The sequence below is a fragment of the Escherichia sp. 93.1518 genome (genome assembly GCF_013368915.2).
Lineage (GTDB): Bacteria > Pseudomonadota > Gammaproteobacteria > Enterobacterales > Enterobacteriaceae > Escherichia > Escherichia ruysiae.
Genome location: NZ_JABWMT020000002.1, coordinates 109,734 through 134,955, shown reverse-complemented (window position 1 = coordinate 134,955; position 25,222 = coordinate 109,734). Strand labels below are relative to the sequence as shown.

The window sequence follows — 25,222 nt, the reverse complement described above, 5'->3', positions numbered from 1 at the left end:
ACGGTGTATGCAAGAGGGATAAATAATGAAAACAAAATTGATGACATTACAAGACGCCTCCGGCTTCTTTCGTGACGGCATGACCATCATGGTGGGCGGATTTATGGGGATTGGCACTCCATCCCGCCTGGTTGAAGCATTACTGGAATCTGGCGTTCGCGACCTGACATTGATAGCCAATGATACCGCGTTTGTTGATACCGGCATCGGTCCGCTCATCGTCAATGGTCGAGTCCGCAAAGTAATTGCTTCACATATCGGCACCAACCCGGAAACAGGTCGGCGCATGATATCTGGTGAGATGGACGTCGTCCTGGTGCCACAAGGTACGCTAATCGAGCAAATTCGCTGTGGTGGTGCTGGACTTGGTGGTTTTCTCACTCCAACCGGTGTCGGCACCGTCGTAGAGGAAGGCAAACAGACACTGACACTCGACGGCAAAACCTGGCTGCTTGAACGCCCGCTGCGCGCCGACCTGGCGCTAATTCGCGCTCATCGTTGCGACACACTTGGCAACCTGACCTATCAACTTAGCGCCCGCAACTTTAACCCCCTGATAGCCCTTGCGGCTGATATCACGCTGGTAGAGCCAGATGAACTGGTCGAAGTCGGTGAGCTGCAACCTGACCATATTGTCACCCCTGGTGCCGTTATCGACCACATCATCGTTTCACAGGAGAGTAAATAATGGATGCGAAACAACGTATTGCACGCCGTGTGGCACAAGAGCTTCGTGATGGTGACATCGTGAATCTGGGCATTGGTCTGCCGACGATGGTCGCCAACTATTTACCAGAAGGCATTCATATCACTCTGCAATCGGAAAACGGCTTCCTCGGTTTAGGCCCGGTCACAACAGCGCATCCCGATCTGGTGAACGCTGGCGGACAGCCTTGTGGTGTTTTGCCTGGTGCAGCCATGTTTGACAGCGCCATGTCATTTGCGCTGATCCGTGGCGGTCATATTGATGCCTGTGTGCTCGGTGGTTTGCAGGTAGACGAAGAAGCCAACCTCGCGAACTGGGTAGTGCCTGGGAAAATGGTGCCCGGTATGGGTGGCGCAATGGATCTGGTGACCGGGGCGCGCAAAGTGATCATTGCCATGGAACATTGCGCCAAAGATGGTTCACCGAAAATTTTGCGCCGCTGCACCATGCCGCTCACTGCGCAACACGCGGTGCATATGCTGGTCACTGAACTGGCTGTCTTTCGTTTCATTGACGGCAAAATGTGGCTCACCGAAATTGCCGACGGGTGTGATTTAGCCACCGTGCGTGCAAAAACCGAAGCTCAGTTTGAAGTCGCCACCGATCTGAATACGCAACGGGGTGATTTATGATTGGTCGCATCTCGCGTTTTATGACGCGCTTTGTCAGCCGGTGGCTTCCCGATCCTCTGATCTTTGCCATGTTGCTGACGTTGCTAACGTTCGTGATCGCGCTTTGGTTAACACCACAAACGCCGATCAGCATGGTGAAGATGTGGGGTGACGGTTTCTGGAACTTGCTGGCGTTCGGTATGCAGATGGCGCTGATCATCGTTACCGGTCATGCCCTTGCCAGCTCCGCTCCGGTGAAAAGCTTGCTGCGCACTGCCGCCTCCGCCGCAAAGACGCCCGTACAGGGCGTCATGCTGGTCACTTTCTTCGGTTCCGTCGCTTGTGTCATCAACTGGGGATTTGGTCTGGTTGTCGGCGCAATGTTCGCCCGTGAAGTCGCCCGGCGAGTACCCGGTTCTGATTATCCGTTGCTCATTGCCTGCGCCTACATTGGTTTTCTCACCTGGGGTGGCGGCTTCTCTGGCTCAATGCCTCTGTTGGCTGCAACACCGGGCAACCCGGTTGAGCATATCGCCGGGATTATCCCGGTGGGCGATACTCTGTTCAGTGGTTTTAACATTTTCATCACTGTGGCGTTGATTGTAGTGATGCCATTTATCACCCGCATGATGATGCCAAAACCATCCGACGTGGTGAGTATCGATCCGAAACTACTCATGGAAGAGGCTGATTTTCAGAAGCAGCTACCGAAAGATGCCCCACCATCCGAGCGACTGGAGGAAAGTCGCATCCTGACGTTGATCATCGGCGCACTGGGTATCGCTTACCTGGCGATGTACTTCATCGAACATGGCTTCAACATCACCATCAATACCGTCAACTTGATGTTTATGATTGCAGGTCTGCTGCTACATAAAACGCCAATGGCTTATATGCGTGCTATCAGCGCGGCAGCACGCAGTACCGCCGGTATTCTGGTGCAATTCCCCTTCTACGCCGGGATCCAACTGATGATGGAGCACTCCGGTCTGGGCGGACTCATTACCGAATTTTTTATCAATGTCGCTAACAAAGACACCTTCCCGGTAATGGCCTTCTTTAGTTCTGCACTGATTAACTTCGCCGTTCCGTCTGGCGGCGGTCACTGGGTTATTCAGGGACCTTTCGTGATACCCGCAGCTCAGGCGCTGGGCGCTGATCTCGGTAAATCGGTAATGGCGATCGCCTACGGCGAGCAATGGATGAACATGGCACAACCGTTCTGGGCGCTGCCAGCACTGGCAATCGCCGGGCTCGGTGTCCGCGACATCATGGGCTATTGCATCACTGCCCTGCTCTTCTCCGGCGTCATTTTCGTCATTGGTTTAACGCTGTTCTGACGGCAACTCTACAGACAGAAGGAAGATAAAATGAAAAATTGTGTCATCGTCAGTGCGGTACGTACTGCCATCGGTAGTTTTAACGGTTCACTCGCCTCCACCAGCGCCATCGACCTGGGCGCAACAGTAATTCAGGCCGCCATTGAACGCGCAAAACTCGATTCACAACATGTCGATGAAGTGATTATGGGTAACGTATTGCAGGCCGGGCTGGGGCAAAATCCGGCTCGTCAGGCACTGCTAAAAAGCGGACTGGCAGAAACGGTGTGCGGATTTACGGTCAACAAAGTATGTGGTTCTGGTCTGAAAAGCGTGGCGCTTGCCGCCCAGGCAATTCAGGCCGGTCAGGCACAGAGCATCGTAGCGGGTGGAATGGAGAACATGAGTTTAGCGCCCTATTTACTCGATGCAAAAGCACGCTCTGGTTATCGCCTTGGAGACGGGCAGGTTTATGACGTAATCCTGCGCGATGGCCTGATGTGCGCTACCCACGGTTATCATATGGGGATTACCGCTGAGAACGTGGCCAAAGAGTACAGAATTACCCGTGAAATGCAGGATGAACTGGCGCTACATTCACAGCGTAAAGCGGCAGCAGCCATTGAGTCCGGTGCTTTTACCGCCGAAATCGTCCCGGTAAATGTTGTCACACGGAAGAAAAACATCGTCTTCGATCGCGATGAGTTCCCGAAGGTAGATTCTACTGCAGAAGCTCTGGCTGCATTGCGTCCGGCCTTCGACAAAGCCGGAACGGTCACCGCCGGGAACGCGTCTGGCATTAACGACGGGGCTGCCGCACTGGTGATTATGGAAGAATCGGCGGCGCTGGCGGCAGGCCTAAAACCACTGGCACGCATTAAAAGCTATGCCAGCGGCGGCGTGCCTCCCGCATTGATGGGTATGGGGCCAGTGCCTGCCACACAAAAAGCATTACAACTGGCGGGGCTGCAACTGGCAGACATTGATCTCATCGAAGCCAATGAAGCATTTGCTGCGCAGTTCCTTGCCGTTGGGAAAACCCTGGGCTTTGATCCTGAGAAAGTGAATGTCAACGGCGGAGCCACCGCGCTGGGGCACCCTATCGGCGCCAGCGGTGCACGTATTCTGGTCACACTATTACATGCAATGCAGGCACGCGATAAAACGCTGGGTCTGGCAACACTGTGCATTGGTGGCGGTCAGGGAATTGCGATGGTGATTGAACGGTTGAATTAACGAACAAAAACGCCCGATAGCGAAAGTCATCGGGCGTTTTCTTAAACATCAACAGTGAAAGTCACCTCATTAATTACCAGTCAAAACTTTTCACCAGCGTCAGTTCGCCAGCATTACGCATCGGGACAACAAAGGTTTCCTGTTTCTCATTGACCGATCCTTCATCGGTGATCAGCGTCAGTTGAGCAGTCGTCAACTCCGTTTCGCTGCGTCCGCCATAGTAGTTGATATACACCTGATAGCGCCCGTGAATCGGCGCTGGCATGGCGAAAATCTCTGGACCGTACCCCGTCGTGACATCCATATCCAGTGCACCACTGTTTTTCAGCACCGTGTTACCGTACCAGGCGTGTTCGCCATCAGGCGTAACGACATGGAGATCGAGATCGGTATTATCCGTATCCCACGAGAGAACCAGCCGTAAACGCGCACGAATCGTTCCTGTACCCGGCGTTGAGTAAAACTGCATTTTTTGTCGGCTTTGCCCATCCGGGCTGATGACCTGCACGCTGTTGCTGCCTTCGGTGAAAATATAAGGGCGCGCAAATGAACCATCGGATTCAATTCTCTGCGGCATACTGGCGCCGTTGACCACCAGTCGCCCCTGTTGGACTTTGCCCGCCGCCGCATAATTTTTGATTTTGCCACGGATCTGCGCTGAGATATTTTGATCATCGGCCATATTGACGGACGATGCGGGGTAATTAATCGATTGTGAAAAATTGGCATCTTCACCCTCCGCCGGATGCCAGCCTGAGAGCGGCGCATCAATCTCGACTTCCTGCACACCTTCGCCGTGAGCAACAGGCGAAAGCGCCACCAGTAACAACGGAAGAAAAATCTTTCGCATAGCATTAGTCCATTAATAATTGTCGGGTCAGCGTTTCGATATACGTCTCATCCAGCCCGGTGGGATAGCCATCAAAGGCCAGATGCAGATACTCGTGGGTTAAATCAAGCCGATCCTGAAGCGTAAAGAAATTACGAATAAACAGCCGCTTCTGCTGCCGATCGGTATAGGGGAAACCTGAGACTAAACGGCAGACCGCAAACACGTCTGGTTCGTTGTACCCCGTCTCGCCTTGTAATATACGCCGCCACTGCGGCATTTTTTTCGCCAGCCAGGCTTTCGCTTTGGGTAATAACTGGCAGGAAGAGCGTGGCGCTCCCCAGCGGCTAAGGCTGTTGTCGGGATAAGCAAACGCGAGTATCTGGTCGTAACGCTCTCCCTGCCCCGCCTGGGCGGTGGCTTGCCGCCAGGAGAGCGTACCTTCGGTAGCGCGACTGCCGTGATAATGAACTGGATCGCCCGCATAGATGAGATCCTGCGTCCAGGCGGTCATTGTCCGCGCCCCCGTGGTGGCTGGCGAAGCAGAAACACGCTGCGTGGCGCTGCTGTCGGGGATGGTCAGGCAATCACCTTCCCGATTGGCGTTTTGCTGTAAAAAAGTGCGAATCGCCACGGTCATGGCTTTCGCAGCCTCTGGAGGCGTGCTTTTCGCCTCGCGATCCAGAACTCTGGCAACGTACTCTTCACGATCGATATGCGACTGTAATTTCAGTTTGCCCTTTTCGCTCAGTAAGGTCGTCTCACCGTGGCTGACAAACGTAATGTGGTTACCATTGGCAAACGTCACACGATAGCGCCCATTGAGCACGCCAGGTTTTACTGCTGTCGCACTCTTTTCCGCAGTGACTTTCTTCAGCGGATAGCGAGCAAACAGATCAACCTGCACACATTGCCCACTGGCAACTTGCGTCGGTACAGGTAAAACCTGATTCAGCGCCGTCGCATAACGGGTCAGTACCGTTTTGCTGGTGCCGCTGCCAGTAACCCACAGCGGTGTACCATCGGTTAACCAGCCGGCAAACCCCCCCTGACGGATTTCCTGCTTATCATCGGCAAACCAGCTCCAGGTTTTCACTCGTACTCGACTACCGAGCATGGACGCGACACCGATTTTCGCATCGTCCAGCACCACATCCAGTAAGATTTCCTGAGCTTTGTTTTGCGCGGGTAACGTCGCTAATGAATCAAGTAGCGATTTAACCGTTACCGAGGCTTCTGGCTTCAGCGTAGATAGAGACGCTAACCACGCTGGTGCCTGACGCTGTTGCCAGTATTGCCGCCATGCATCCGCGCCAATATGCAACCGTTGCGGCGCAAAATAGAGTCCGCAGGAACGTACCAGTGCGGTATCACGCGTTATGCTCTCCCCTGCCTGACAACAATAAACCTCTTCCGGGGAGTTGCCGCGACACTGGTAGGGCTGCTCCGGTTGATGGGTATCCTCCAGCCAGGCGTAAACATACAGTTTCCACAAACTCCCTAACGGTGTGGTGAGCGTGTCAGGTAACGTCGTGACTTTTGCCACGCCTGACGGAGTAAGCTGATACAGTTGGTCATGCTGCGCGCCCCGCAGCGCCAGTTGTAACGGCGTCTCCTCAGCAAGCGTTGGCAGAGTAACCAACGCCAATAGCCAGACGATTCTGCGCCAGTTCACTTATTTCACCTGCATCCCGGTCCATTCGCTCCCTGCCGCAACGCTTTGCTGTGCAGGTGCATAGGAACGCACATAACGAGCAGGCGGCAGAACGAATTGCCCTTTTTGCGAGAAGCGCAGCAAATGGCGGAAAGTGACCGTTCCCGTCAGTTCTTTCACCGACACCATATAGGCCAGCTCGCCCATTTCATTACGCGCTTTTTCCAGCAACTGCCCCTGCTGTTTCGCGGCGTTGGGTTTATTGACCGAAATGCCCCACGTTGTGCGTTCGACATCGGCTCCCGGCGGCAGCGGTACTTCTACCTGACCGTAGCGCAGAGATGCATCCTGCTCGTTGGTAAGCGTTACCTCATCAAGGTACAGGGCGTCGCTGTCGATCTCATTACCGGTCACCGGCTGCAGAGTAAAGTTCATCTCTTCTTCACCAGGGATAAGCCGATACAACTGGCGTTCAACGGTCACCGGAATGTTACTTTGTTGAGCCGTTTTTGCCGGTTCACGCCAGCGGACCTGTACGTTTTGCGGCGATAATTCGTCACCAAAAGAGAGAATGTCCGGCACGCCCTGACCAACCCAACGCCAGTATTCGCCCCCTCCGGTTAACTTATGTTTGGCCCATGCGCCCGCAGGCGCAGGTAACACAACCGGAGGCATAGTCGCCATATATTTCGCCAGCCAGTTCATGGCCAGTGCGCGCTCAATAGTGGATTGCTCAGCGGTCAAACCACTTAAAATGGCGGCCGCCTGGGTGGTGTCGCCACCGCTATTGAGCAGCACAACCGTGTGCGCCAGCGGCTGGTTGCTATTTGCTGCCTTATCCCACGCATATTGCTGAACCTGTGGCATCACAGTGGACTTCAACTGCGCTTTTTTCAGCAACGTCATGGTTAAAACGTTAGCAACCGCATCTGCCAGTGGAGATTCCGGTGTATCGAGGATCAGGCTGTCATTGATATCGCGGGTGTCTTCCTCAGAGAAATCTTCTGTTTTAGTTCCGCGCCGGGCGATAGCTTCATCCAGTCCTTTCAACAACGTTTTGCACGGCAGATTCATCTCCTGCGCCCACGCCAGCACCAGCGCCCGATGCAGTAACGGCATGTTATCCGCCTGCTCCGCGTAGCTGTCGAGCATATGCTGCCAGTATTCCGGTTGTTGCGTTACGCCAAGCGCCTGACTGGCCTGCCAGTCGGCATACCATGCCCATGCCGTCAGGAACGCATCGCCATTGCCATCTTCCCCCCACCAAGTAAAACGCGCACCTGGCCCCGCCAGTTGCATCAGCCGCAGACGGTTATCCTGAATCATCTGACGAATGTCATTAGCGGCAACACTCTGATGATCGGCAAGCGAACGCCAGGCGAGACTTAGCGGGATCAGACGGCTACCGGTGTTAATCACGCCGCCCCAGGGTTCATCGACTAACGCATCAAGGTTATTGCGGAAAATCTCCTGCGGCGTTTCGCTGCTTTGTATCCGGATATTGCTCGCCTGCTCGGGCAACATCAGCGCGTTATCACCGCCGCCGAGCATGACGTTTTTCTGCTGTTCAACAGGCCAGGTGTTATCCACAAAAGACAGCTTTGTGCTAATGCTGTCCTGCACTTGCCCATTTTGTTGCAGCTCTGCGCTTAACAAACCAGATTGCAGAATGTTCTGCCCCAGCGAAATATAGTTCGCCCCTTTGTGCAGCGTCAGCGTCTGACGCATCTCAGCGCCCGCAAATTTACTCACCAGTTCCACAGGTTCGTTATCCTGCTGACTGAAGATAAACAGCCCTGCCGCCGGTTTGTCGCCCAGACGATATACCGTTGGCATACTCCACTTCATGTAGAGATTTTTTTCCGAACGCAGATAAGCACGCCCTTGCCCAACCAGCCCGTCGCCGTTCATCCCTCGCGCGGTAATACGCCAGCGGGTTAACGAATCAGGCATCAGGAACGTGAAGTACGCTTTGCCTTGTTTATCTGTGGTTAGCGACGGCAACCATGCAGCGGTATCAACTTCTTCGCGTCGTGGACGTTCCAGCATTTTTACTCGCCGCTCGCTGCGGTTAGTCGCGCCTGGCGCAACCGGCTCGCTGGAGAGCGCCTGGTCGTAGCTGATAAATGACAAGCTGGAACTGGTGCGCACATTGTTACGCCCCAGCGGATAGAAAAATTTGCCGATATTCGGCGCGATTTCCGGTTGCAGTGCGTAGATCATTTCATCGACCACGCCAACCGTTAGCTGCGCGGAAACCGGTTTACCCTTCAGCAAAGAGGTTAATTCAACATTGACCAGTTCACCTGGCTGGTAATGGGTTTTGTCCGTTTTCACCCGAATATCCAGCTGGGGAACGGCAACTTTGATCCCGGCGTTCTGAAAACTGAACTGACCGTTACGGGTATACAGCACCGAAAAAGTGATGTTAGGCGCAAAGGAATTGCTCACCGGTACGCGGGCTTCATACTGGGTATCGTTTAAACGTTGTAGCGTTAGCCAGTTTGCCGGATGCGATAGCAGCGACTGCTGTTCCACGCGATCGCGTTCCAGCGTCAATAACGCTTCATCGATTGGCTCCGGGAAGGTAATCAGCATCTTCGCGGTTTCGCCTGGCTGGTACAGCGTTTTATCCGCCACGATATCTACCGTACCAGTATGCGCCGTGCTGCCCTTACCGCTGACGGCATGGCTTAACCCGGCGAGAATTAAGCCGTCTTTATCGCGTAACGTCAGGTTGTAGTTGCCAGGTTTATCGAAATTGACGGTAAAGGATTTGCCGCCAGACGGTAGATCTCCGCTATGGCTCGTGCGGTCTTCGAGACGCAACCATTCATACGTAACAGGAACCTGTTTTGAAGCTTCCAGCGCGGCATAACGGAAAACAACCGGCTCGCCGCTATTACTGTATTGCGCGGCGGTGCTTAGAGAGTAATGCGCAAGACCGCGTTCAATGAGGATCTCTTTGGTGGTGGTGACACGATATGCCGCGCCATCGCTGGCGGAAACGGTTAACAAATAGCGGCTCGGTTTATCGGCAGCGGGAAGGTTTAATGCTACATTGCCTTTATCGTCCGAAACAGCATCGCTACCTTCCAGCGACACCGGGAAACGTCCGGCATAACGCAAATCGTTACCAACCATCGAAAGTTGCTGAGCGCGCAAACTTAACTGCACGCGGGCATCTTTTACCGGTTCGCCATCCGGATAGAGCAGTTGCAGTTTGCCGCTGACCGCTTCGCCAGTTTTGAAATCTTTTTTATCGAGAGCTAAACCAATCTCGAAATGTGGCTTGATATAGTTGGCAACGCGAAAACTACTGCTGTAGACCTGATTGCGGTAAGCCAGGCGTAACTCATAACCTCCGGCAACGGCATTTTCTGGCAGGCGGAAACTCCCCTGCCCGCCATTGCGCGCATCCAGCGTGACATTGACGGTTTGCAACAGGCTGCCGTTGGCGTCCAGCACCGAGAGTTTTGCCGGGGCGCTGACGATGGGCGATGAATGCATCGGGTCGTGGAACTCGCGCCCCATCACTTTAACATCGACACGACCGCCTGCCCGATACAGCGGGCGGTCGGTAAAGATATACAAGCGGGTGTTGTAGATTTCGCTTTCGTAGAAGAAGTTCTCGGAGACAAAAACGCCGCCTTCAGCATCTTTACCCAGAATGTATGAACGTTCCGGCGATATATGTTGTAACTGCAAGGTGCCACTATCATCAGTCACACCACGTGTCATCACGCCAAGACCGTCAGTCCACAGAATTTCCGAACCAGGTTTAGCTTCACCCCGTTTTTTGCCAGCGGTCCACACCAGAAGCTCGCTACCTGACACTTTACTAAGCGCCACGGTATCGGAAACAAACACCACCGTTGTCGCCCGATACCCACCTACCATTGCCTCGACGAGGTACAGTCCCGGCTCTTGTTTGCCGAGAGGAATATAGATGTTGCCCGGCTGCGGCGAGATGAAATTGCTGGATGCGCCTTCCAGTTTTACCCCTTGCTGCGGCGCGACCGGTTTTGCCTGCCATAGCGGATAACGGAATTGATCCACCAGCGGGTATTTTTTCAGCGGTGAAAACTGAGTGTTTTGCACGTAACGGGAAGGTTTAATGATGGCATTGCCGAGCTGTAATTCGGGTAACGCCTGAGTCACATTCTGCCGTGATTGATAAGAAAAAGTACGCTGCATCACGCGACGAGATTTGCCGTACCAGTTATCCCACAGCCAGGTCAGCGTATTGTTCAGCCCGTCGCCCAGATATTGCGGTTGCACCACAATGCGATGCAGGTTTTTCTGCTGGCGCAAAAATGCCATCGGGTCAGGAATACGATACAGGCGAATGTCCACACCGCCGTACTCTTCCATCTCATAACGCCGATAATCACGCCCTGGCGCTTCCAGCCGCACTTTCGCCTCTTCATTGCTGCTAAAACTGCTGTCAGCGAGCAAAAAGAACGTTCCCCCGGCGGGCGGCGCATAGTTACTGGAAGGAAGCGAATCATCAGCATTAGCAATTCCCGTCCCCACAAGAGACAGGCACAGACAGGCCGCTATCGCGCCAGAAAATTTAAACGATAAATGCCAATGAAATTGGGATTGGAATCGTTGGGTATCCATCGGGTGTCCTTCCATGTCATAAGTTGTTGCAGACTGACTGCGCGCATTCCGTTGTCAGTTTTCGTGGCGCTTCCGGTGTGGTAAATGATGTAACGCCCCATCCAGACCATTAAGTGCTGAGCATCGCCCTGATCGAAAAAAACCATATCGCCAGGCAGCGCCTGGTTTATGTCCTGGCCAATAAAACGGCTGTTGTACTGAATCAAATTAATTGCGGTCACATAGGGGCCTGTTTTCCCGTTCCCCTGGTTCCAGTTTTGCGCCAGTTGACGCTGTTCAGGTGTTAGCGTCATTTCAGGCGGCAAATACTGATTCGATAAACCGTTACTTTTTAGCCATTTGCTGTCGTGAACTTTCAGCGCCTCGTTCGCCGCAAAGCGCACCAGGCCCGCACAATCCTGCTGATACCAGCGTGGACTTGGCCCCTGACGGAGTTGTTCCTGAGCAACACGCACAAACCAGGCACGAAACAGCCCCGACTGTTCGACATTCAGCATTTCACCCTGAGCGCAAAAACAACACAGCCAGCAGATCAGCGCCAGAAGTCCGCGCCTCATAACGGCTGCCAGTTGACAGGTAGCCACTGCCAGGCGACGCCCGGTTTCATCTGATCCAGTTTCATCACATAACGCGGTTGTTGAGATAGAGCGTCCAGTTTCGGCATTAATAAAGTTTGCGCGGCGTTATAAAAAACCGGTTCGAGATTCTTCGGCAGACTGGTCAGCGTTTCGTTACGCAGCAGTTTCGCCACACCTTGTGGATTGATATAGACCGGAACGATGCCGTCATTGGGTATCACATCCACCATTGCCGGGCGGGTTTTATTCAGTGTTTGCAGCGCGTTATTAACCAGCGTGTCATCGAGGGAGAAAAGCAGCGTTTTGTTTTGCATCGCCAGCGACACGCGGAAAAAATAATCCGACATTAATTGATCTGGTTGCACCGCCTGCGCTTTCGGATACTGACCATATCGGGAACTCACTTCGCGACGCCAGATTTGCGCTTCGCCCTGCTGTGTCTGGGTTACCGGCAATATACCTTCTGGCGCTTTGCTTTCGTGCGCACCAATATTTTGCGTAAACAGTTTCCCTGGCAGTTGCGCCTGTTCGGCTGAGCCATCAAACTGACCAACAAATAGCGGGGTTTGCAATTTTGAGTCTTCGTACCAGCACATCCCGGCAGCACCGTCTAACGCTCCATTCAGCTTGATGTTTTCCTGGCTGATGTGCGCAAGCATCTCTTCGGCAATACCGTGCGAATACGGCACCGCCACACAGAAGCTGGCTCCGGCAGGCATACTGTTCCACACGGGAGTGAAATCGAAACTGGCATCTACGCTTGCAGATTCATCATTTAACGCCAGAAAGCTATGCCAGCCGTCGTTGTTCATTTCGAAGCGCACGCCAGCAAAAGAAGGCATTAATCGCTGGTAGCCAAAACCCAGCAAATTTGCGCTAACCACGATGCGCTGGCGTACTGGCGTTTTTTCGGCAGTACGCTCTTTCAGGCCAAAGCTGGCTTGCCAGCGTTTTTTACCGCTCAACAAATCACTTGCGATCGCTGTGGCTTCGGTATCCTGCTGGTCATCTTTAAACAGCATATCCGTGCTGGAAAACACCAACATCTTGTCCTGATAAGTCGCAAACATCAGGGCGTTATTGCCGTTATAGCGCAACTGATAAACAGGAATGGTTTCGTTATTTAGCTTGATGCTACTGATTTCCGTCTTGCTTAACTGGCTATCGCTGGTGGCAGCAAACAGTAATGGCTCCAGCAATTTGCTTAAGCCGCTGCGCTGGATCAGCACCATATAATGTGAAAGATGGCCTTGTTTATCGTGCCATAACGCCGCCTGCGCAGGCTGGTCTAATAACGAGGAAAATAACTTATCTTTCAGCGTGAGATCGTGCTCATAGACAATGCGGCGAATGCTGCCTTCAATGCCCAGACGGTCGGCATGGTTCTGATAATAAAAAACGAAATCTTCGCTCAGGACATCATGAAGAAAAGGAATGGTAAGGAGATCTTTGGGAAGCTGGCTTAGAGAGTCGCTGTCGAGAAAGAGGTCCGGCTCATTGAGATCGATTTGCAGATTGTTGTGCACCACCAGCGGCGACAACGTTTTTTCTGGCTCATTGCCAGCATATTGCAATGCCCAGACGCCAGCGGAAAGCAGTGCTATTGCACCAAAACCTACAAGGCCATAAAACCGCCAGCCTTTCGCCTTTTTTTCACCACTCATTGCCACATTCCTTGTGTAAAGCCAGCCATTTTTTATGGGCGATGCACAACTTTATCGCGCCCTAATACGACAAAAGCCCAGACTTTACAGCCTGGACTTTTCAATTCAAAAAAGGGAGATGGCTCCCTTTTGGCATGAAGAAATGAAATTATTCTTCTTCTGGCTCATCGTCAACGTCCACTTCCGGAGCGATTTCATCGTCCCCTTCCGCAGCACTGCCGTCGATGGTATCCAGATCTTCCTCGTCAACCGGTTCAGCAACACGTTGCAGACCCACTACGTTTTCATCTTCCGCAGTACGGATGAGGATCACGCCCTGGGTATTACGACCCACGATGCTGATTTCCGAAACGCGGGTACGTACCAGCGTACCGGCATCGGTGATCATCATGATCTGGTCGCAGTCATCAACCTGTACCGCACCAACCACTAAACCGTTACGTTCAGTCACTTTGATGGAGATAACCCCTTTCGTCGCACGCGACTTGGTTGGGTATTCCGCCACTGCGGTACGTTTACCGTAACCGTTTTGTGTTGCAGTAAGGATTGCGCCATCGCCACGCGGTACGATCAGAGACACGACTTTATCGCCTTCACCTAAACGAATACCGCGAACACCTGTAGTGTTGCAGCCCATCGCACGGACAGAAGACTCTTTAAAGCGCACCACTTTACCTTCGGCGGAGAACAACATCACTTCGTCTTCACCACTGGTCAGGTCAACGCCGATCAGCTCATCGCCTTCAACCAGTTTGATCGCCACTTTACCGGCGGTACGCAGACGGTTGAATTCGGTGAGGACGGTTTTCTTCACAGTACCGTTAGCGGTGGCCATGAAGACTTTCACGCCTTCTTCAAACTCGGTCACTGGCAGGATCGCGGTGATACGCTCGTCCTGTTCCAGCGGCAGCAGGTTGACGATCGGACGACCACGTGCACCACGAGAGGCTTCCGGCAACTGATAGACTTTCATCGAATAGACACGGCCACGGCTGGAGAAGCACAGGATATGGTCGTGAGTGTTCGCCACCAGCAGTCGGTCGATAAAGTCTTCTTCTTTAATACGTGCAGCAGATTTACCTTTCCCGCCACGACGCTGCGCTTCGTATTCAGAAAGCGGCTGATATTTAACGTAGCCCTGGTGAGAGAGCGTCACGACCACATCTTCCTGGGTGATCAGATCTTCCAGGTTGATGTCTGCGCTGTTGGCGGTGATTTCAGTACGACGTTTGTCACCGAACTGTTCACGAACCAGCTCCAGCTCTTCGCGGATCACTTCCATCAGACGATCGGCGCTGCCAAGAATACGTAGCAGTTCCGCGATCTGATCCAGCAGCTCTTTGTATTCGTCGAGCAGTTTTTCATGCTCAAGGCCGGTCAGTTTCTGTAAACGCAGATCCAGAATCGCCTGAGCTTGCTGTTCGGTCAGGTAGTACAGACCGTCACGCACGCCGAACTCTGGCTCCAGCCATTCCGGACGCGCAGCATCGTCGCCAGCACGTTCGAGCATGGCGGCAACGTTGCCCAGCTGCCACGGATTAGCAACCAGCGCGGTTTTCGCTTCTGCAGGCGTCGGCGCATGACGGATCAGTTCGATGATCGGGTCGATGTTCGCCAGTGCTACGGCTAATGCTTCAAGGATATGAGCACGGTCGCGGGCTTTACGCAGTTCGAAAATGGTACGACGAGTCACCACTTCGCGGCGATGACGGACAAACGCAGCGATAATGTCTTTCAGGTTCATGATCTTCGGCTGACCATGGTGCAATGCAACCATGTTGATACCGAAAGAAACCTGCAGCTGGGTCTGGGAGTAGAGGTTGTTGAGCACCACTTCACCGACCGCATCGCGTTTCACTTCAATCACGATGCGCATACCGTCTTTGTCAGACTCGTCACGCAGCGCGCTGATGCCTTCCACGCGTTTTTCTTTTACCAGTTCCGCAATCTTCTCGATCAGGCGCGCTTTGTTCACCTGATACGGAATTTCGTGGACGATAATGGTTTCACGCCCGGTTTTGGCGTCAACTTCCACTTCTGCACGGGCGCGGATATACACCTTGCCACGACCGGTACGGTAAGCTTCTTCGATACCACGACGACCGTTGATGATTGCCGCCGTCGGGAAGTCCGGCCCCGGGATGTGTTCCATCAGCCCTTCAATGCTGATGTCTTCATCATCGATATACGCCAGACAACCATTGATGACTTCCGTCAGGTTGTGTGGCGGGATGTTGGTTGCCATACCTACGGCGATACCGGAAGAACCGTTCACCAGCAGGTTAGGAATTTTGGTCGGCATGACGTCCGGAATTTTTTCCGTGCCGTCATAGTTATCAACAAAATCGACCGTCTCTTTTTCGAGATCGGCCATCAGTTCATGGGCAATTTTCGCCAGACGGATTTCCGTATAACGCATTGCCGCCGCAGAGTCGCCGTCGATAGAACCGAAGTTACCCTGACCGTCTACCAGCATGTAACGCAGCGAAAATGGCTGCGCCATACGGACGATCGTGTCATAGACCGCCGAGTCACCATGGGGATGGTATTTACCGATTACGTCACCAACGACACGGGCAGATTTTTTATAGGCTTTGTTCCAGTCATTGCCTAGTACGTTCATGGCGTAAAGTACGCGACGGTGTACCGGCTTCAGGCCATCTCGGACATCTGGCAGTGCACGGCCAACAATGACCGACATCGCATAATCCAGATAGGAGCTTTTCAGCTCTTCCTCAATGTTGACCGGTGTAATTTCTCTCGCAAGGTCGCTCATCTAACCGCTATCCCTCTACTGTATCCCGGATTCAAAGGTCGCAAATTATAACACAGCCGCGCAGATTGAGGTAAACCTATACGCTTTATTCACCTGCAATGCCTGATATACTCGATTGTCTTGCCAATTACGGAGTAGAAGTGCCAATGAATGCCGAAAAATCGCCGGTAAACCATAACGTAGACCACGAAGAGATCGCTAAATTTGAAGCCGTCGCCTCCCGCTGGTGGGATCTTGAAGGTGAGTTCAAACCGCTGCACCGCATTAACCCGCTGCGTCTGGGCTATATTGCCGAGCGTGCTGGCGGTTTATTTGGCAAAAAGGTGCTCGATGTCGGTTGTGGCGGCGGCATTCTGGCCGAGAGTATGGCGCGCGAAGGCGCGACGGTGACCGGTCTGGATATGGGCTTTGAGCCATTGCAGGTGGCAAAGCTGCACGCACTGGAAAGCGGCATTCAGGTAGATTACGTGCAGGAAACCGTGGAAGAGCACGCGGTAAAACATGCCGGGCAATATGATGTGGTGACCTGCATGGAGATGCTGGAGCACGTCCCCGATCCGCAGTCAGTGGTCAGAGCCTGTGCGCAACTGGTGAAACCGGGCGGCGATGTCTTTTTCTCGACGCTTAACCGCAATGGCAAGTCATGGCTGATGGCGGTGGTTGGCGCGGAATATATTTTGCGCATGGTGCCTAAAGGCACGCATGATGTGAAGAAGTTTATTAAACCGGCAGAGCTGCTGGGCTGGGTGGATCAGACCAGTTTAAAAGAGCGTCATATGACCGGGCTGCATTACAACCCGATCACTAATTCCTTTAAACTCGGCCCCGGCGTGGATGTGAACTATATGCTGCACACGCAGAATAAGTGAGATTGTTGACCGGATTCATCCGGCAACCGTACCAATGCCTGATGCGACGCTTGCCGCGTCTTATCAGGCTTACAAATGACTCCCCCGTAGGTCGGATAAGGCGTTTACGCCGCATCCGGCAACTATGCCGGGCGGACAACAATTACCATTTCACCGTCATCGACAAAAATCCTGCCGTCTGGGCAAAATCATCACTTCCCTTCTGCCATGCGACACTGCCGCGCAGGGAAACTCGCTGACTAATATTGCCAGTTATTCCCACTTTTATTTCACCACGCTGCTTCGCCGTATCGTCGCTGATATTGCTGTCATCTTCTTCAATTTCCGCCGAATTGGGATCGTGATAATAATTCAAATCCAGAGTTGGCGTGATATAGAAAGTATTACGCCATTCGCTATGTATCCCGACACGCGTCAGAATATCATCGCCCTGCGATTGCGACACCCGCGCACGGTTAGCGGCGGTAAAATCATCCTGCTGCACGCCCTGATAAACCACCTGCGCCTGCGGTTCGATTACCACACTATGCCCCGGTAACCACTGATACCCTGCTTCCAGCGAGGCGATAATCCCCGACGAGTGGTAATAATCCGTGCCGTCACCTTGTTCGGAAACATCATTGCTAAACCATGCATATTGCAGCCAGCTATCCAGCCACGCCCCCTGCTGCTGGCTACCATGCTGAAACCAGCTCGAAGTCAGCCCAATAGCATAGCCGTGGTTCTGGTTATCGGCGCGGGTTCCGGTCATATTCGAGCGGCTGTCCCCCTGGTTATCGCTGTAACCACCAATGGCTCCCAGCGTCCATTCGCCATCATCGCCCCATCGCCCGCTAAACAGGTCGCCGCTAAGCTGCACCGTAGAGGTGTCTTCATGCTGAGCCAGCTGCCCCGCCGCCGTGTAATGATAACGTCCACCGATAATACGCAAATGCAGCGTCTGACCGTCACCACCTGCGTGATCGCGTCGCTCCATCACAAACGCCTGATTTGCCGCCCGCAGGTTATTAAGATATCCACCAATTTTTGCATTCAGCACCGGCTGATAAGCGGGCGTTGGGTCAGGAGCCGGCGTGGGATCGGGAGTCGGATCAGGTGGCGATGGCGGCGTGACTTTTTGTGATCGCAAATACCAGTCGTTGTTATCTTCCACCAACGTATAGTCGTAAGCGCCCATATTGACGTAGCCGCTGCCCGCCAGACTGAACTGCGCATTATTTTGAAATTGCGTGGGATCGCCAGCGAAATCAACCACTTTTATACCTGTAGATGTCGACTCGCCAATGCCAGTAATGGGGTTAACCACCACAGTCGTGCTGCCAGCGGTATTGCCGTTCAACACCAACTGGTCGCTTACCGAGTCATCGCCGTTTAATTCGCTGTCGAGAAACAGCGTACCGCCACCGGTGTAATCATCGTTTACGGTCAGGGTATCGCCAGCGACGCCATTTTGCAGGCTGATCGCGCCGAAAGTATTGCTCAGATCACCATTGACCGTCACACCTGAAAGATAAGTCAGGCTGTCAGTTTCAAGGTTGGTATTAAGCTCACCTGTCAACGTCACGCCATCGGTGGCATTCACCAGCGTACCGCCACCGTTAAACAATGAGGCGTCAAGCGCCACAGACGTATCCTGCCCAGTTAAACGCAAAACCGTGCTATCGCTGATGTCGATAGTGCCGCTGGAACTGGCATCAATAGACTGAATATCCTGATCCGCGCCAGTCTCGAACGTTGCCCCGTCACCAACCCACAGCGACGAAGCGTAAGGAAAGATATCCGCAACATCACCTTTCAGCGTACCTTCTTCCACTCGCACCGCCGACTGCGCCGTGCCGCTGGCAGTCAGTTCCAACGTTCCTGCACCGGTTTTCGTCAGTGTGGTTCCCACATCCTGCTGATGTCCACTGCTGTCGGCGATCAATGCGCCCCACTGCGTCACAGCACCATCATCAACCACAATTTCGCCATCAGCGCGCATTTCGATATCACGCCCATGACCAGCCATCGCAGAGCGAGTATCGACATCAGCCGTAATCTCCATCGCGCTATCTTGTTGATTATCAGTGAAGATAACCTGGCGGTTATAGTGAGTATCACCAAGTTGAGAATTGTTGCTCACCACCAGCGTGCCGGAAGCGATTTGTGTTGTGCCGAGGTATTGATTGTCATTCGCCAGGCTTACCTGTCCATCGCCTGCATCTACCACTACATAGACGCCTTTTTTCCCGTCATCGCCAATATGCAAATCCTCACCACCATAAAGATCGACAACGTCCTGCTGACCAATTACCGTACCGCCACTGCCACTGATTTCCAGCCCATCGTTCTCTGACGTACCGCTCTGCCAGGTGATGAAATCTGAGAGATCTAATATGCCACCGTTTAACACAATTGACTGCGGATCGTCCTGCATCGCCGCCAGATCCGCCGCGTTTCCCGCCAGCGAGAGGATTGCGCCATCTTCCACCACAATATCGCCGGTCAGCGCCATCGACGACGCCCCCGCCAGCGCATAGCTACCATTTTCAGCAATGGTCAGTTGCCCTTCACCTTCAATAGTTCCGCTAAACCCGCCGGCATTTACAGTCACGTTACCGCCAGCATCAATATTTAAAGTGCCATTCTGAAAACCCGTCAGTGAGTGAACAAAAGTCTGCTGTGTTGCGCCAACGTTAAGTTCTGCCTGATCATCCCGATGACTGATACTGCCGACCATCAGGCCATAGCAATTTTGTGGATTACTCTGGCAACGATCATCGCCAACATTCATCAGCGAATTGCTACGCCCCAGCGTCACTTCACCGTTTTCAACCCGCATCTCGCCGGTAAAATTATTATTATCCGCATTAAGCACCAGTTCGCCTGCGCCGGTTTTGCTGATACTTCCGGTTCCGGCAATGGAATCGAGCGCACCATCGTTGCTCAGGTCACCAATAATCAACGTTTTATTACCAGCGATATCAAACCTGACCTGACTTGAATCGATGTACATAAAGCCGCCCGCCGACGCAGATGGCACATCGCCATATCCTGTGGCACTGTTGTTCTCATCCACCAAAACGCCACCGTTATAGCTGTAGCCGGCATCAACCGAAATATCAATAAGATAGGGAGAGTTCGCACTACTGCTATAAATTGCACCACCGTAGCCTTCAGCAATATTATCTGTAAACGTGGTGTTATTAATTATTGTGAACTCTGATGGGTGAATGTTTTCCGTATTATTATCGGTGATATCGATAGCGCCACCATCGCCATCACTGTAACTTGTTGATGTATATGCCCGATTATTATTAAAAATCGTGTTATTTAAGTAAATATTATTATTAATCGAATAAATTGCGCCACCTTTGCCATCGCTAGCAATATTACCTGTAAATACAGCATTGGTAACGCTAAGATCAATATCACCAGCGTCATTTGTACCCGCAGAATAGATAGCCCCGCCATATCCTCCTGCCACATTACTGTCGAAGATAACCTGAGTAAGATTCAGCGTTGAGTTTTCTTTCGTAAAAATAGCACCTCCATTATTATATTCACCACTCACGGTATTATTTTCGAACAGAGTCATACCTGTTCCACCTTGTGCTGACAATATGAAATCAGCTCCTTGTTGTAAAAATACCGCCCCGCCACTGGCATCATTTGCCATAGAGGAAAAAATAAGCCATTGCCCGTCAGCAACACTCCAGGTCTGCATACTACCTGAGAGGCTCTGGCGACTGGCCAGGCAACTGGTAGAAACATTAACCCCCTGACATGAAGCCAGAATCTGCGACGCCGCGTTTGCACGCGTAAACACGCAAGCAACGACAGCCGGGAAAATTAACAGATACCCTTTCCTGATAAAAATAATCCATTTTTTATTCATGATCTGACAGCCTGTGAGAAATAACACGCTATCATTAAAAGGCATATTACGATTGTAGATAATAACCAATTGTAAACAAGAAATTTTTAAAATAATCGAACCAGCAATAATATTTACAGAAAGGTATTAATTATTTCTTTCAAAGTTTACTTGATTATTAAACAATGATAATTAAAACATATTAAACTGATTAATTCATTTCTTGTTTACCTGGAATAATCAATATCGCAAACTTTAATTTTACATCTACTGATTAAAAAATATCTGTTTCGTGAACGCCCCCCCTTTACATTTGCTCACATCATAAACATAACAATAAGTGTCGACATGATATGAGTTTGTGATGGTATCAATTTTCGCCACATCTGACATAAGCGCAATAAATAACCTGGATCAATAATTATCTTAAATTGAACGTTCAAGAAATCGCCGAACGGTTATTTTTAACAATTTTTTCTCTTCCCATTGACTTTCCCGAACACCTTGTCTGACCTAAGGTGCGTGGAAGTCACCTTTTCCGTTGCGAGTTATCCACAAAGTTATGCACTTGCAAGAGGGCCATTTTCACACTATCTTGCAGTGAATCCCAAACATACCCCCTATATATAGTGTTCATTGCGACTTTCCTCACTACAGGTAGTCAAAGCGACACTATTGCGGAAAGTATTCCCAAAACAGGTACTACATACATGAATCAGAATCTGCTGGTGACAAAGCGCAACGGTAGCACAGAGCGCATCAATCTCGACAAAATCCATCGCGTTCTGGATTGGGCGGCAGAAGGACTGCATAACGTTTCGATTTCCCAGGTCGAACTGCGCTCCCACATTCAGTTTTATGACGGTATCAAGACTTCTGACATCCACGAAACCATTATCAAGGCTGCCGCAGACCTGATCTCCCGTGAAGCACCGGATTATCAGTACCTCGCCGCGCGCCTGGCAATTTTCCACCTGCGTAAAAAAGCCTACGGTCAGTTTGAACCGCCTGCGCTGTATGACCATGTGAAGAAAATGGTCGATATGGGCAAATACGATAATCATCTGCTGGAAGACTACACGGAAGAAGAGTTCAAGCAGATGGACACGTTTATCGATCACGACCGTGATATGACCTTCTCTTACGCTGCCGTTAAGCAACTGGAAGGGAAATATCTGGTACAAAACCGCGTCACCGGCGAAATCTACGAAAGCGCCCAGTTCCTGTATATTCTGGTTGCTGCCTGCCTGTTCTCAAACTATCCGCGTGAAACCCGTCTGCAATACGTGAAGCGTTTTTACGACGCGGTTTCCACATTTAAAATTTCACTGCCGACGCCAATCATGTCCGGCGTGCGTACCCCGACTCGTCAGTTCAGCTCCTGCGTACTGATTGAGTGCGGCGACAGCCTGGATTCCATCAATGCGACATCCAGCGCGATTGTAAAATACGTCTCCCAGCGTGCCGGTATCGGTATCAACGCCGGGCGTATTCGTGCGCTGGGTAGCCCGATTCGCGGTGGCGAAGCGTTCCACACCGGTTGTATTCCGTTCTATAAGCATTTCCAGACCGCTGTGAAATCCTGCTCCCAAGGCGGTGTGCGCGGTGGTGCAGCAACGCTGTTCTACCCAATTTGGCATCTGGAAGTAGAAAGCCTGCTGGTGCTGAAAAACAACCGTGGGGTTGAAGGCAACCGCGTGCGTCATATGGACTACGGGGTACAAATCAACAAACTGATGTATACCCGCCTGCTGAAAGGTGAAGATATCACCCTGTTCAGCCCGTCCGATGTGCCAGGGTTATACGACGCGTTCTTCGCCGATCAGGAAGAATTTGAGCGCCTGTACACCAAATATGAAAAAGACGACAGCATCCGCAAACAGCGTGTGAAAGCCGTTGAGCTGTTCTCGCTGATGATGCAGGAACGTGCGTCTACCGGTCGTATCTATATTCAGAACGTTGACCACTGCAACAACCACAGCCCGTTTGATCCGGCTATTGCGCCAGTGCGCCAGTCTAACCTGTGCCTGGAAATCGCCCTGCCGACCAAACCGCTGAATGACGTCAACGACGAAAACGGTGAAATCGCGTTGTGTACGCTGTCTGCTTTCAACCTGGGCGCAATTAATAGCCTGGATGAACTGGAAGAGCTGGCGATTCTGGCGGTGCGCGCACTCGACGCGCTGCTGGATTATCAGGATTACCCGATCCCGGCAGCCAAACGCGGAGCGATGGGTCGTCGCACGCTGGGTATTGGTGTGATCAACTTCGCTTACTATCTGGCGAAGCACGGTAAACGCTACTCCGACGGCAGTGCCAACAACCTGACGCATAAAACCTTCGAAGCAATTCAATATTACCTGCTGAAAGCGTCTAACGAGCTGGCGAAAGAGCAAGGCGCGTGCCCGTGGTTTAACGAAACCACTTACGCGAAAGGTATCCTGCCGATCGATACCTACAAGAAAGATCTGGATGCTATCACCAATGAACCGCTGCATTACGACTGGGAAGCGTTGCGTGAGTCAATCAAAACGCACGGCCTGCGTAACTCCACGCTTTCTGCTCTGATGCCGTCCGAGACCTCTTCGCAGATCTCTAACGCCACTAACGGTATTGAACCGCCGCGCGGTTACGTCAGCATCAAAGCGTCGAAAGACGGTATTCTGCGCCAGGTGGTGCCGGACTACGAGCACCTGCACGACGCCTATGAGCTGCTGTGGGAAATGCCGGGTAACGATGGCTACCTGCAACTGGTGGGTATCATGCAGAAATTTATCGATCAGTCGATCTCTGCTAACACCAACTATGATCCGTCACGCTTCCCGTCAGGAAAAGTGCCGATGCAGCAGTTGCTGAAAGACCTGCTCACCGCCTACAAATTCGGGGTCAAAACGCTGTATTATCAGAACACCCGTGATGGCGCTGAAGACGCGCAGGACGATCTGGTGCCGTCAATCCAGGACGATGGCTGCGAAAGCGGCGCATGTAAGATCTGATAATCCCCCAGCCTTTGCACCAAACCGTCCCCTCTCCCCTTGCGGGAGAGGGTTAGGGTGAGGGGTAATAAAACCACAGGACACATTCATGGCATATACCACCTTTTCACAGACGAAGAATGATCAGCTCAAAGAACCCATGTTCTTTGGTCAGCCGGTCAACGTGGCTCGCTACGATCAGCAAAAATATGAAATCTTCGAAAAATTGATCGAAAAGCAGCTCTCTTTCTTCTGGCGTCCGGAAGAAGTTGACGTCTCCCGCGACCGTATCGATTACCAGGCGCTGCCGGAGCACGAAAAACACATTTTTATCAGCAACCTGAAATATCAGACGCTACTGGACTCCATTCAGGGTCGTAGCCCGAACGTGGCGCTGCTGCCGCTGATTTCCATTCCCGAACTGGAAACCTGGGTAGAAACCTGGGCGTTTTCGGAAACTATTCACTCCCGCTCCTACACGCACATCATTCGTAATATCGTTAACGATCCGTCTGTTGTGTTTGATGATATCGTCACCAACGAGCAGATCCAGAAACGCGCGGAAGGGATTTCAGCTTACTACGACGAACTGATCGAAATGACCAGTTACTGGCATCTGCTGGGCGAAGGCACCCATACCGTCAACGGCAAAACCGTGACCGTTAGCCTGCGCGAGCTGAAGAAAAAACTTTATCTCTGCCTGATGAGCGTTAACGCGCTGGAAGCGATCCGCTTCTACGTCAGCTTCGCCTGCTCTTTCGCATTCGCGGAACGTGAGCTGATGGAGGGCAACGCCAAAATTATTCGCCTGATTGCCCGTGACGAAGCCCTGCACCTGACTGGTACTCAGCATATGCTGAATCTGTTGCGCAGCGGCGCGGACGATCCTGAGATGGCGGAAATTGCCGAAGAGTGTAAGCAGGAGTGCTATGACCTGTTTGTCCAGGCGGCACAGCAGGAGAAAGACTGGGCGGATTATCTGTTCCGTGACGGTTCGATGATTGGTCTGAATAAAGACATTCTCTGCCAGTACGTCGAGTACATCACCAATATCCGTATGCAAGCGGTTGGTTTAGATCTGCCGTTCCAGACGCGCTCCAACCCAATCCCGTGGATCAACACCTGGCTGGTGTCTGATAACGTACAAGTTGCTCCGCAGGAAGTGGAAGTCAGTTCTTATCTGGTCGGACAGATTGACTCGGAAGTAGACACCGACGATTTGAGTAACTTCCAACTCTGATGGCTCGCGTTACCCTGCGCATCACTGGCACACAACTGCTGTGCCAGGATGAACACCCTTCTCTTCTGGCGGCGCTGGAATCCCACAATGTGGCGGTTGAGTATCAGTGCCGCGAAGGCTACTGCGGCTCCTGTCGCACGCGCCTTGTCGCAGGCCAGGTGGACTGGATTGCCGAACCGTTAGCCTTTATTCAACCTGGGGAAATTTTGCCCTGTTGTTGCCGGGCAAAAGGTGATATTGAAATCGAGATGTGATCGGGTACTAGCGCCAGATGCGACGCTTA

General features: G+C 52.2%; 15 protein-coding genes. 8 read left to right on the top strand and 7 right to left on the bottom strand.

Annotation, left to right across the window (positions count from 1 at the left end; all coding sequences use genetic code 11):
• Positions 1 to 25: 25 nt before the first annotated feature.
• Genes atoD through atoB form a run of 4 tightly spaced genes read left to right on the top strand, consistent with a single transcriptional unit; the run spans position 26 to position 3,872 of the window.
• Complete coding sequence (atoD, locus tag HEN21_RS02235) at positions 26 to 688, top strand: acetate CoA-transferase subunit alpha (protein ID WP_000850524.1); 663 nt, start codon at positions 26 to 28, stop codon at positions 686 to 688.
• Positions 688 to 1,338 carry an acetate CoA-transferase subunit beta gene (gene atoA / locus HEN21_RS02230; RefSeq protein ID WP_000339061.1) on the top strand — a complete coding sequence of 217 codons (651 nt, stop codon included), beginning with the start codon at positions 688 to 690 and terminating at the stop codon, positions 1,336 to 1,338. Before atoD ends, atoA begins: the two co-directional genes overlap by 1 nt.
• Positions 1,335 to 2,657, top strand: coding sequence for a TIGR00366 family protein (locus HEN21_RS02225; RefSeq protein ID WP_176251995.1), 1,323 nt, complete (start codon positions 1,335 to 1,337; stop codon positions 2,655 to 2,657). The genes atoA and HEN21_RS02225 overlap by 4 nt, the downstream gene beginning before the upstream one ends.
• A 30-nt stretch (positions 2,658 to 2,687) precedes the next feature.
• A complete protein-coding gene (atoB, locus tag HEN21_RS02220; protein ID WP_176251996.1) occupies positions 2,688 to 3,872 on the top strand; it encodes an acetyl-CoA acetyltransferase in 1,185 nt (394 codons plus the stop codon).
• Between the two features lie 73 nt (positions 3,873 to 3,945).
• On the opposite strand, the gene HEN21_RS02215 is transcribed toward atoB, so the two are convergent.
• The 6 genes from HEN21_RS02215 to gyrA all read right to left on the bottom strand — a co-directional run bounded on the left by HEN21_RS02215 (position 3,946) and on the right by gyrA (position 15,999).
• Positions 3,946 to 4,722, bottom strand: coding sequence for a YfaP family protein (locus HEN21_RS02215; protein ID WP_016158657.1), 777 nt, complete (start codon positions 4,720 to 4,722; stop codon positions 3,946 to 3,948).
• A gap of 4 nt (positions 4,723 to 4,726) precedes the next feature.
• Positions 4,727 to 6,376 carry a YfaQ family protein gene (locus tag HEN21_RS02210; RefSeq protein WP_176251997.1) on the bottom strand — a complete coding sequence of 550 codons (1,650 nt, stop codon included), beginning with the start codon at positions 6,374 to 6,376 and terminating at the stop codon, positions 4,727 to 4,729.
• Positions 6,377 to 10,891, bottom strand: coding sequence for an alpha-2-macroglobulin family protein (locus tag HEN21_RS02205; RefSeq protein ID WP_183082900.1), 4,515 nt, complete (start codon positions 10,889 to 10,891; stop codon positions 6,377 to 6,379).
• A gap of 23 nt (positions 10,892 to 10,914) precedes the next feature.
• A complete protein-coding gene (locus HEN21_RS02200) occupies positions 10,915 to 11,538 on the bottom strand; it encodes a DUF1175 domain-containing protein (RefSeq protein ID WP_010353017.1) in 624 nt (207 codons plus the stop codon).
• Positions 11,535 to 13,223, bottom strand: coding sequence for a DUF2138 domain-containing protein (locus HEN21_RS02195; RefSeq protein WP_176251998.1), 1,689 nt, complete (start codon positions 13,221 to 13,223; stop codon positions 11,535 to 11,537). Before HEN21_RS02195 ends, HEN21_RS02200 begins: the two co-directional genes overlap by 4 nt.
• A 148-nt stretch (positions 13,224 to 13,371) precedes the next feature.
• Positions 13,372 to 15,999: a DNA topoisomerase (ATP-hydrolyzing) subunit A gene (gene gyrA, locus HEN21_RS02190; RefSeq protein ID WP_001281237.1), complete on the bottom strand. Its 2,628-nt coding sequence runs from the start codon at positions 15,997 to 15,999 to the stop codon at positions 13,372 to 13,374.
• Positions 16,000 to 16,145: 146 nt separating this feature from the next.
• Between gyrA and ubiG the strand changes: the two genes are divergently transcribed.
• Positions 16,146 to 16,868, top strand: a complete 723-nt coding sequence (gene ubiG, locus HEN21_RS02185) for a bifunctional 2-polyprenyl-6-hydroxyphenol methylase/3-demethylubiquinol 3-O-methyltransferase UbiG (RefSeq protein WP_105284956.1) — start codon at positions 16,146 to 16,148, stop codon at positions 16,866 to 16,868.
• A 142-nt stretch (positions 16,869 to 17,010) separates the two neighbouring features.
• Here ubiG and yfaL read toward each other — a convergent pair whose 3' ends face one another.
• Positions 17,011 to 20,745: an AIDA-I family autotransporter adhesin YfaL/EhaC gene (yfaL, locus tag HEN21_RS02180; RefSeq protein ID WP_176251999.1), complete on the bottom strand. Its 3,735-nt coding sequence runs from the start codon at positions 20,743 to 20,745 to the stop codon at positions 17,011 to 17,013.
• Between the two features lie 689 nt (positions 20,746 to 21,434).
• Between yfaL and nrdA the strand changes: the two genes are divergently transcribed.
• From nrdA to yfaE, 3 genes are all read left to right on the top strand, one after another.
• The gene (nrdA, locus tag HEN21_RS02175; protein ID WP_176252000.1) at positions 21,435 to 23,720 is read left to right on the top strand and encodes a class 1a ribonucleoside-diphosphate reductase subunit alpha; all 2,286 of its coding nucleotides are present in this window, start codon (positions 21,435 to 21,437) and stop codon (positions 23,718 to 23,720) included.
• 88 nt (positions 23,721 to 23,808) lie between these two features.
• Complete coding sequence (gene nrdB, locus HEN21_RS02170) at positions 23,809 to 24,939, top strand: class Ia ribonucleoside-diphosphate reductase subunit beta (protein WP_000332038.1); 1,131 nt, start codon at positions 23,809 to 23,811, stop codon at positions 24,937 to 24,939.
• Positions 24,939 to 25,193 (top strand): ferredoxin-like diferric-tyrosyl radical cofactor maintenance protein YfaE, encoded by a 255-nt coding sequence (gene yfaE / locus HEN21_RS02165; protein ID WP_000135040.1) that lies wholly within the window; start codon positions 24,939 to 24,941, stop codon positions 25,191 to 25,193. The genes nrdB and yfaE overlap by 1 nt, the downstream gene beginning before the upstream one ends.
• Positions 25,194 to 25,222: the final 29 nt, after the last annotated feature.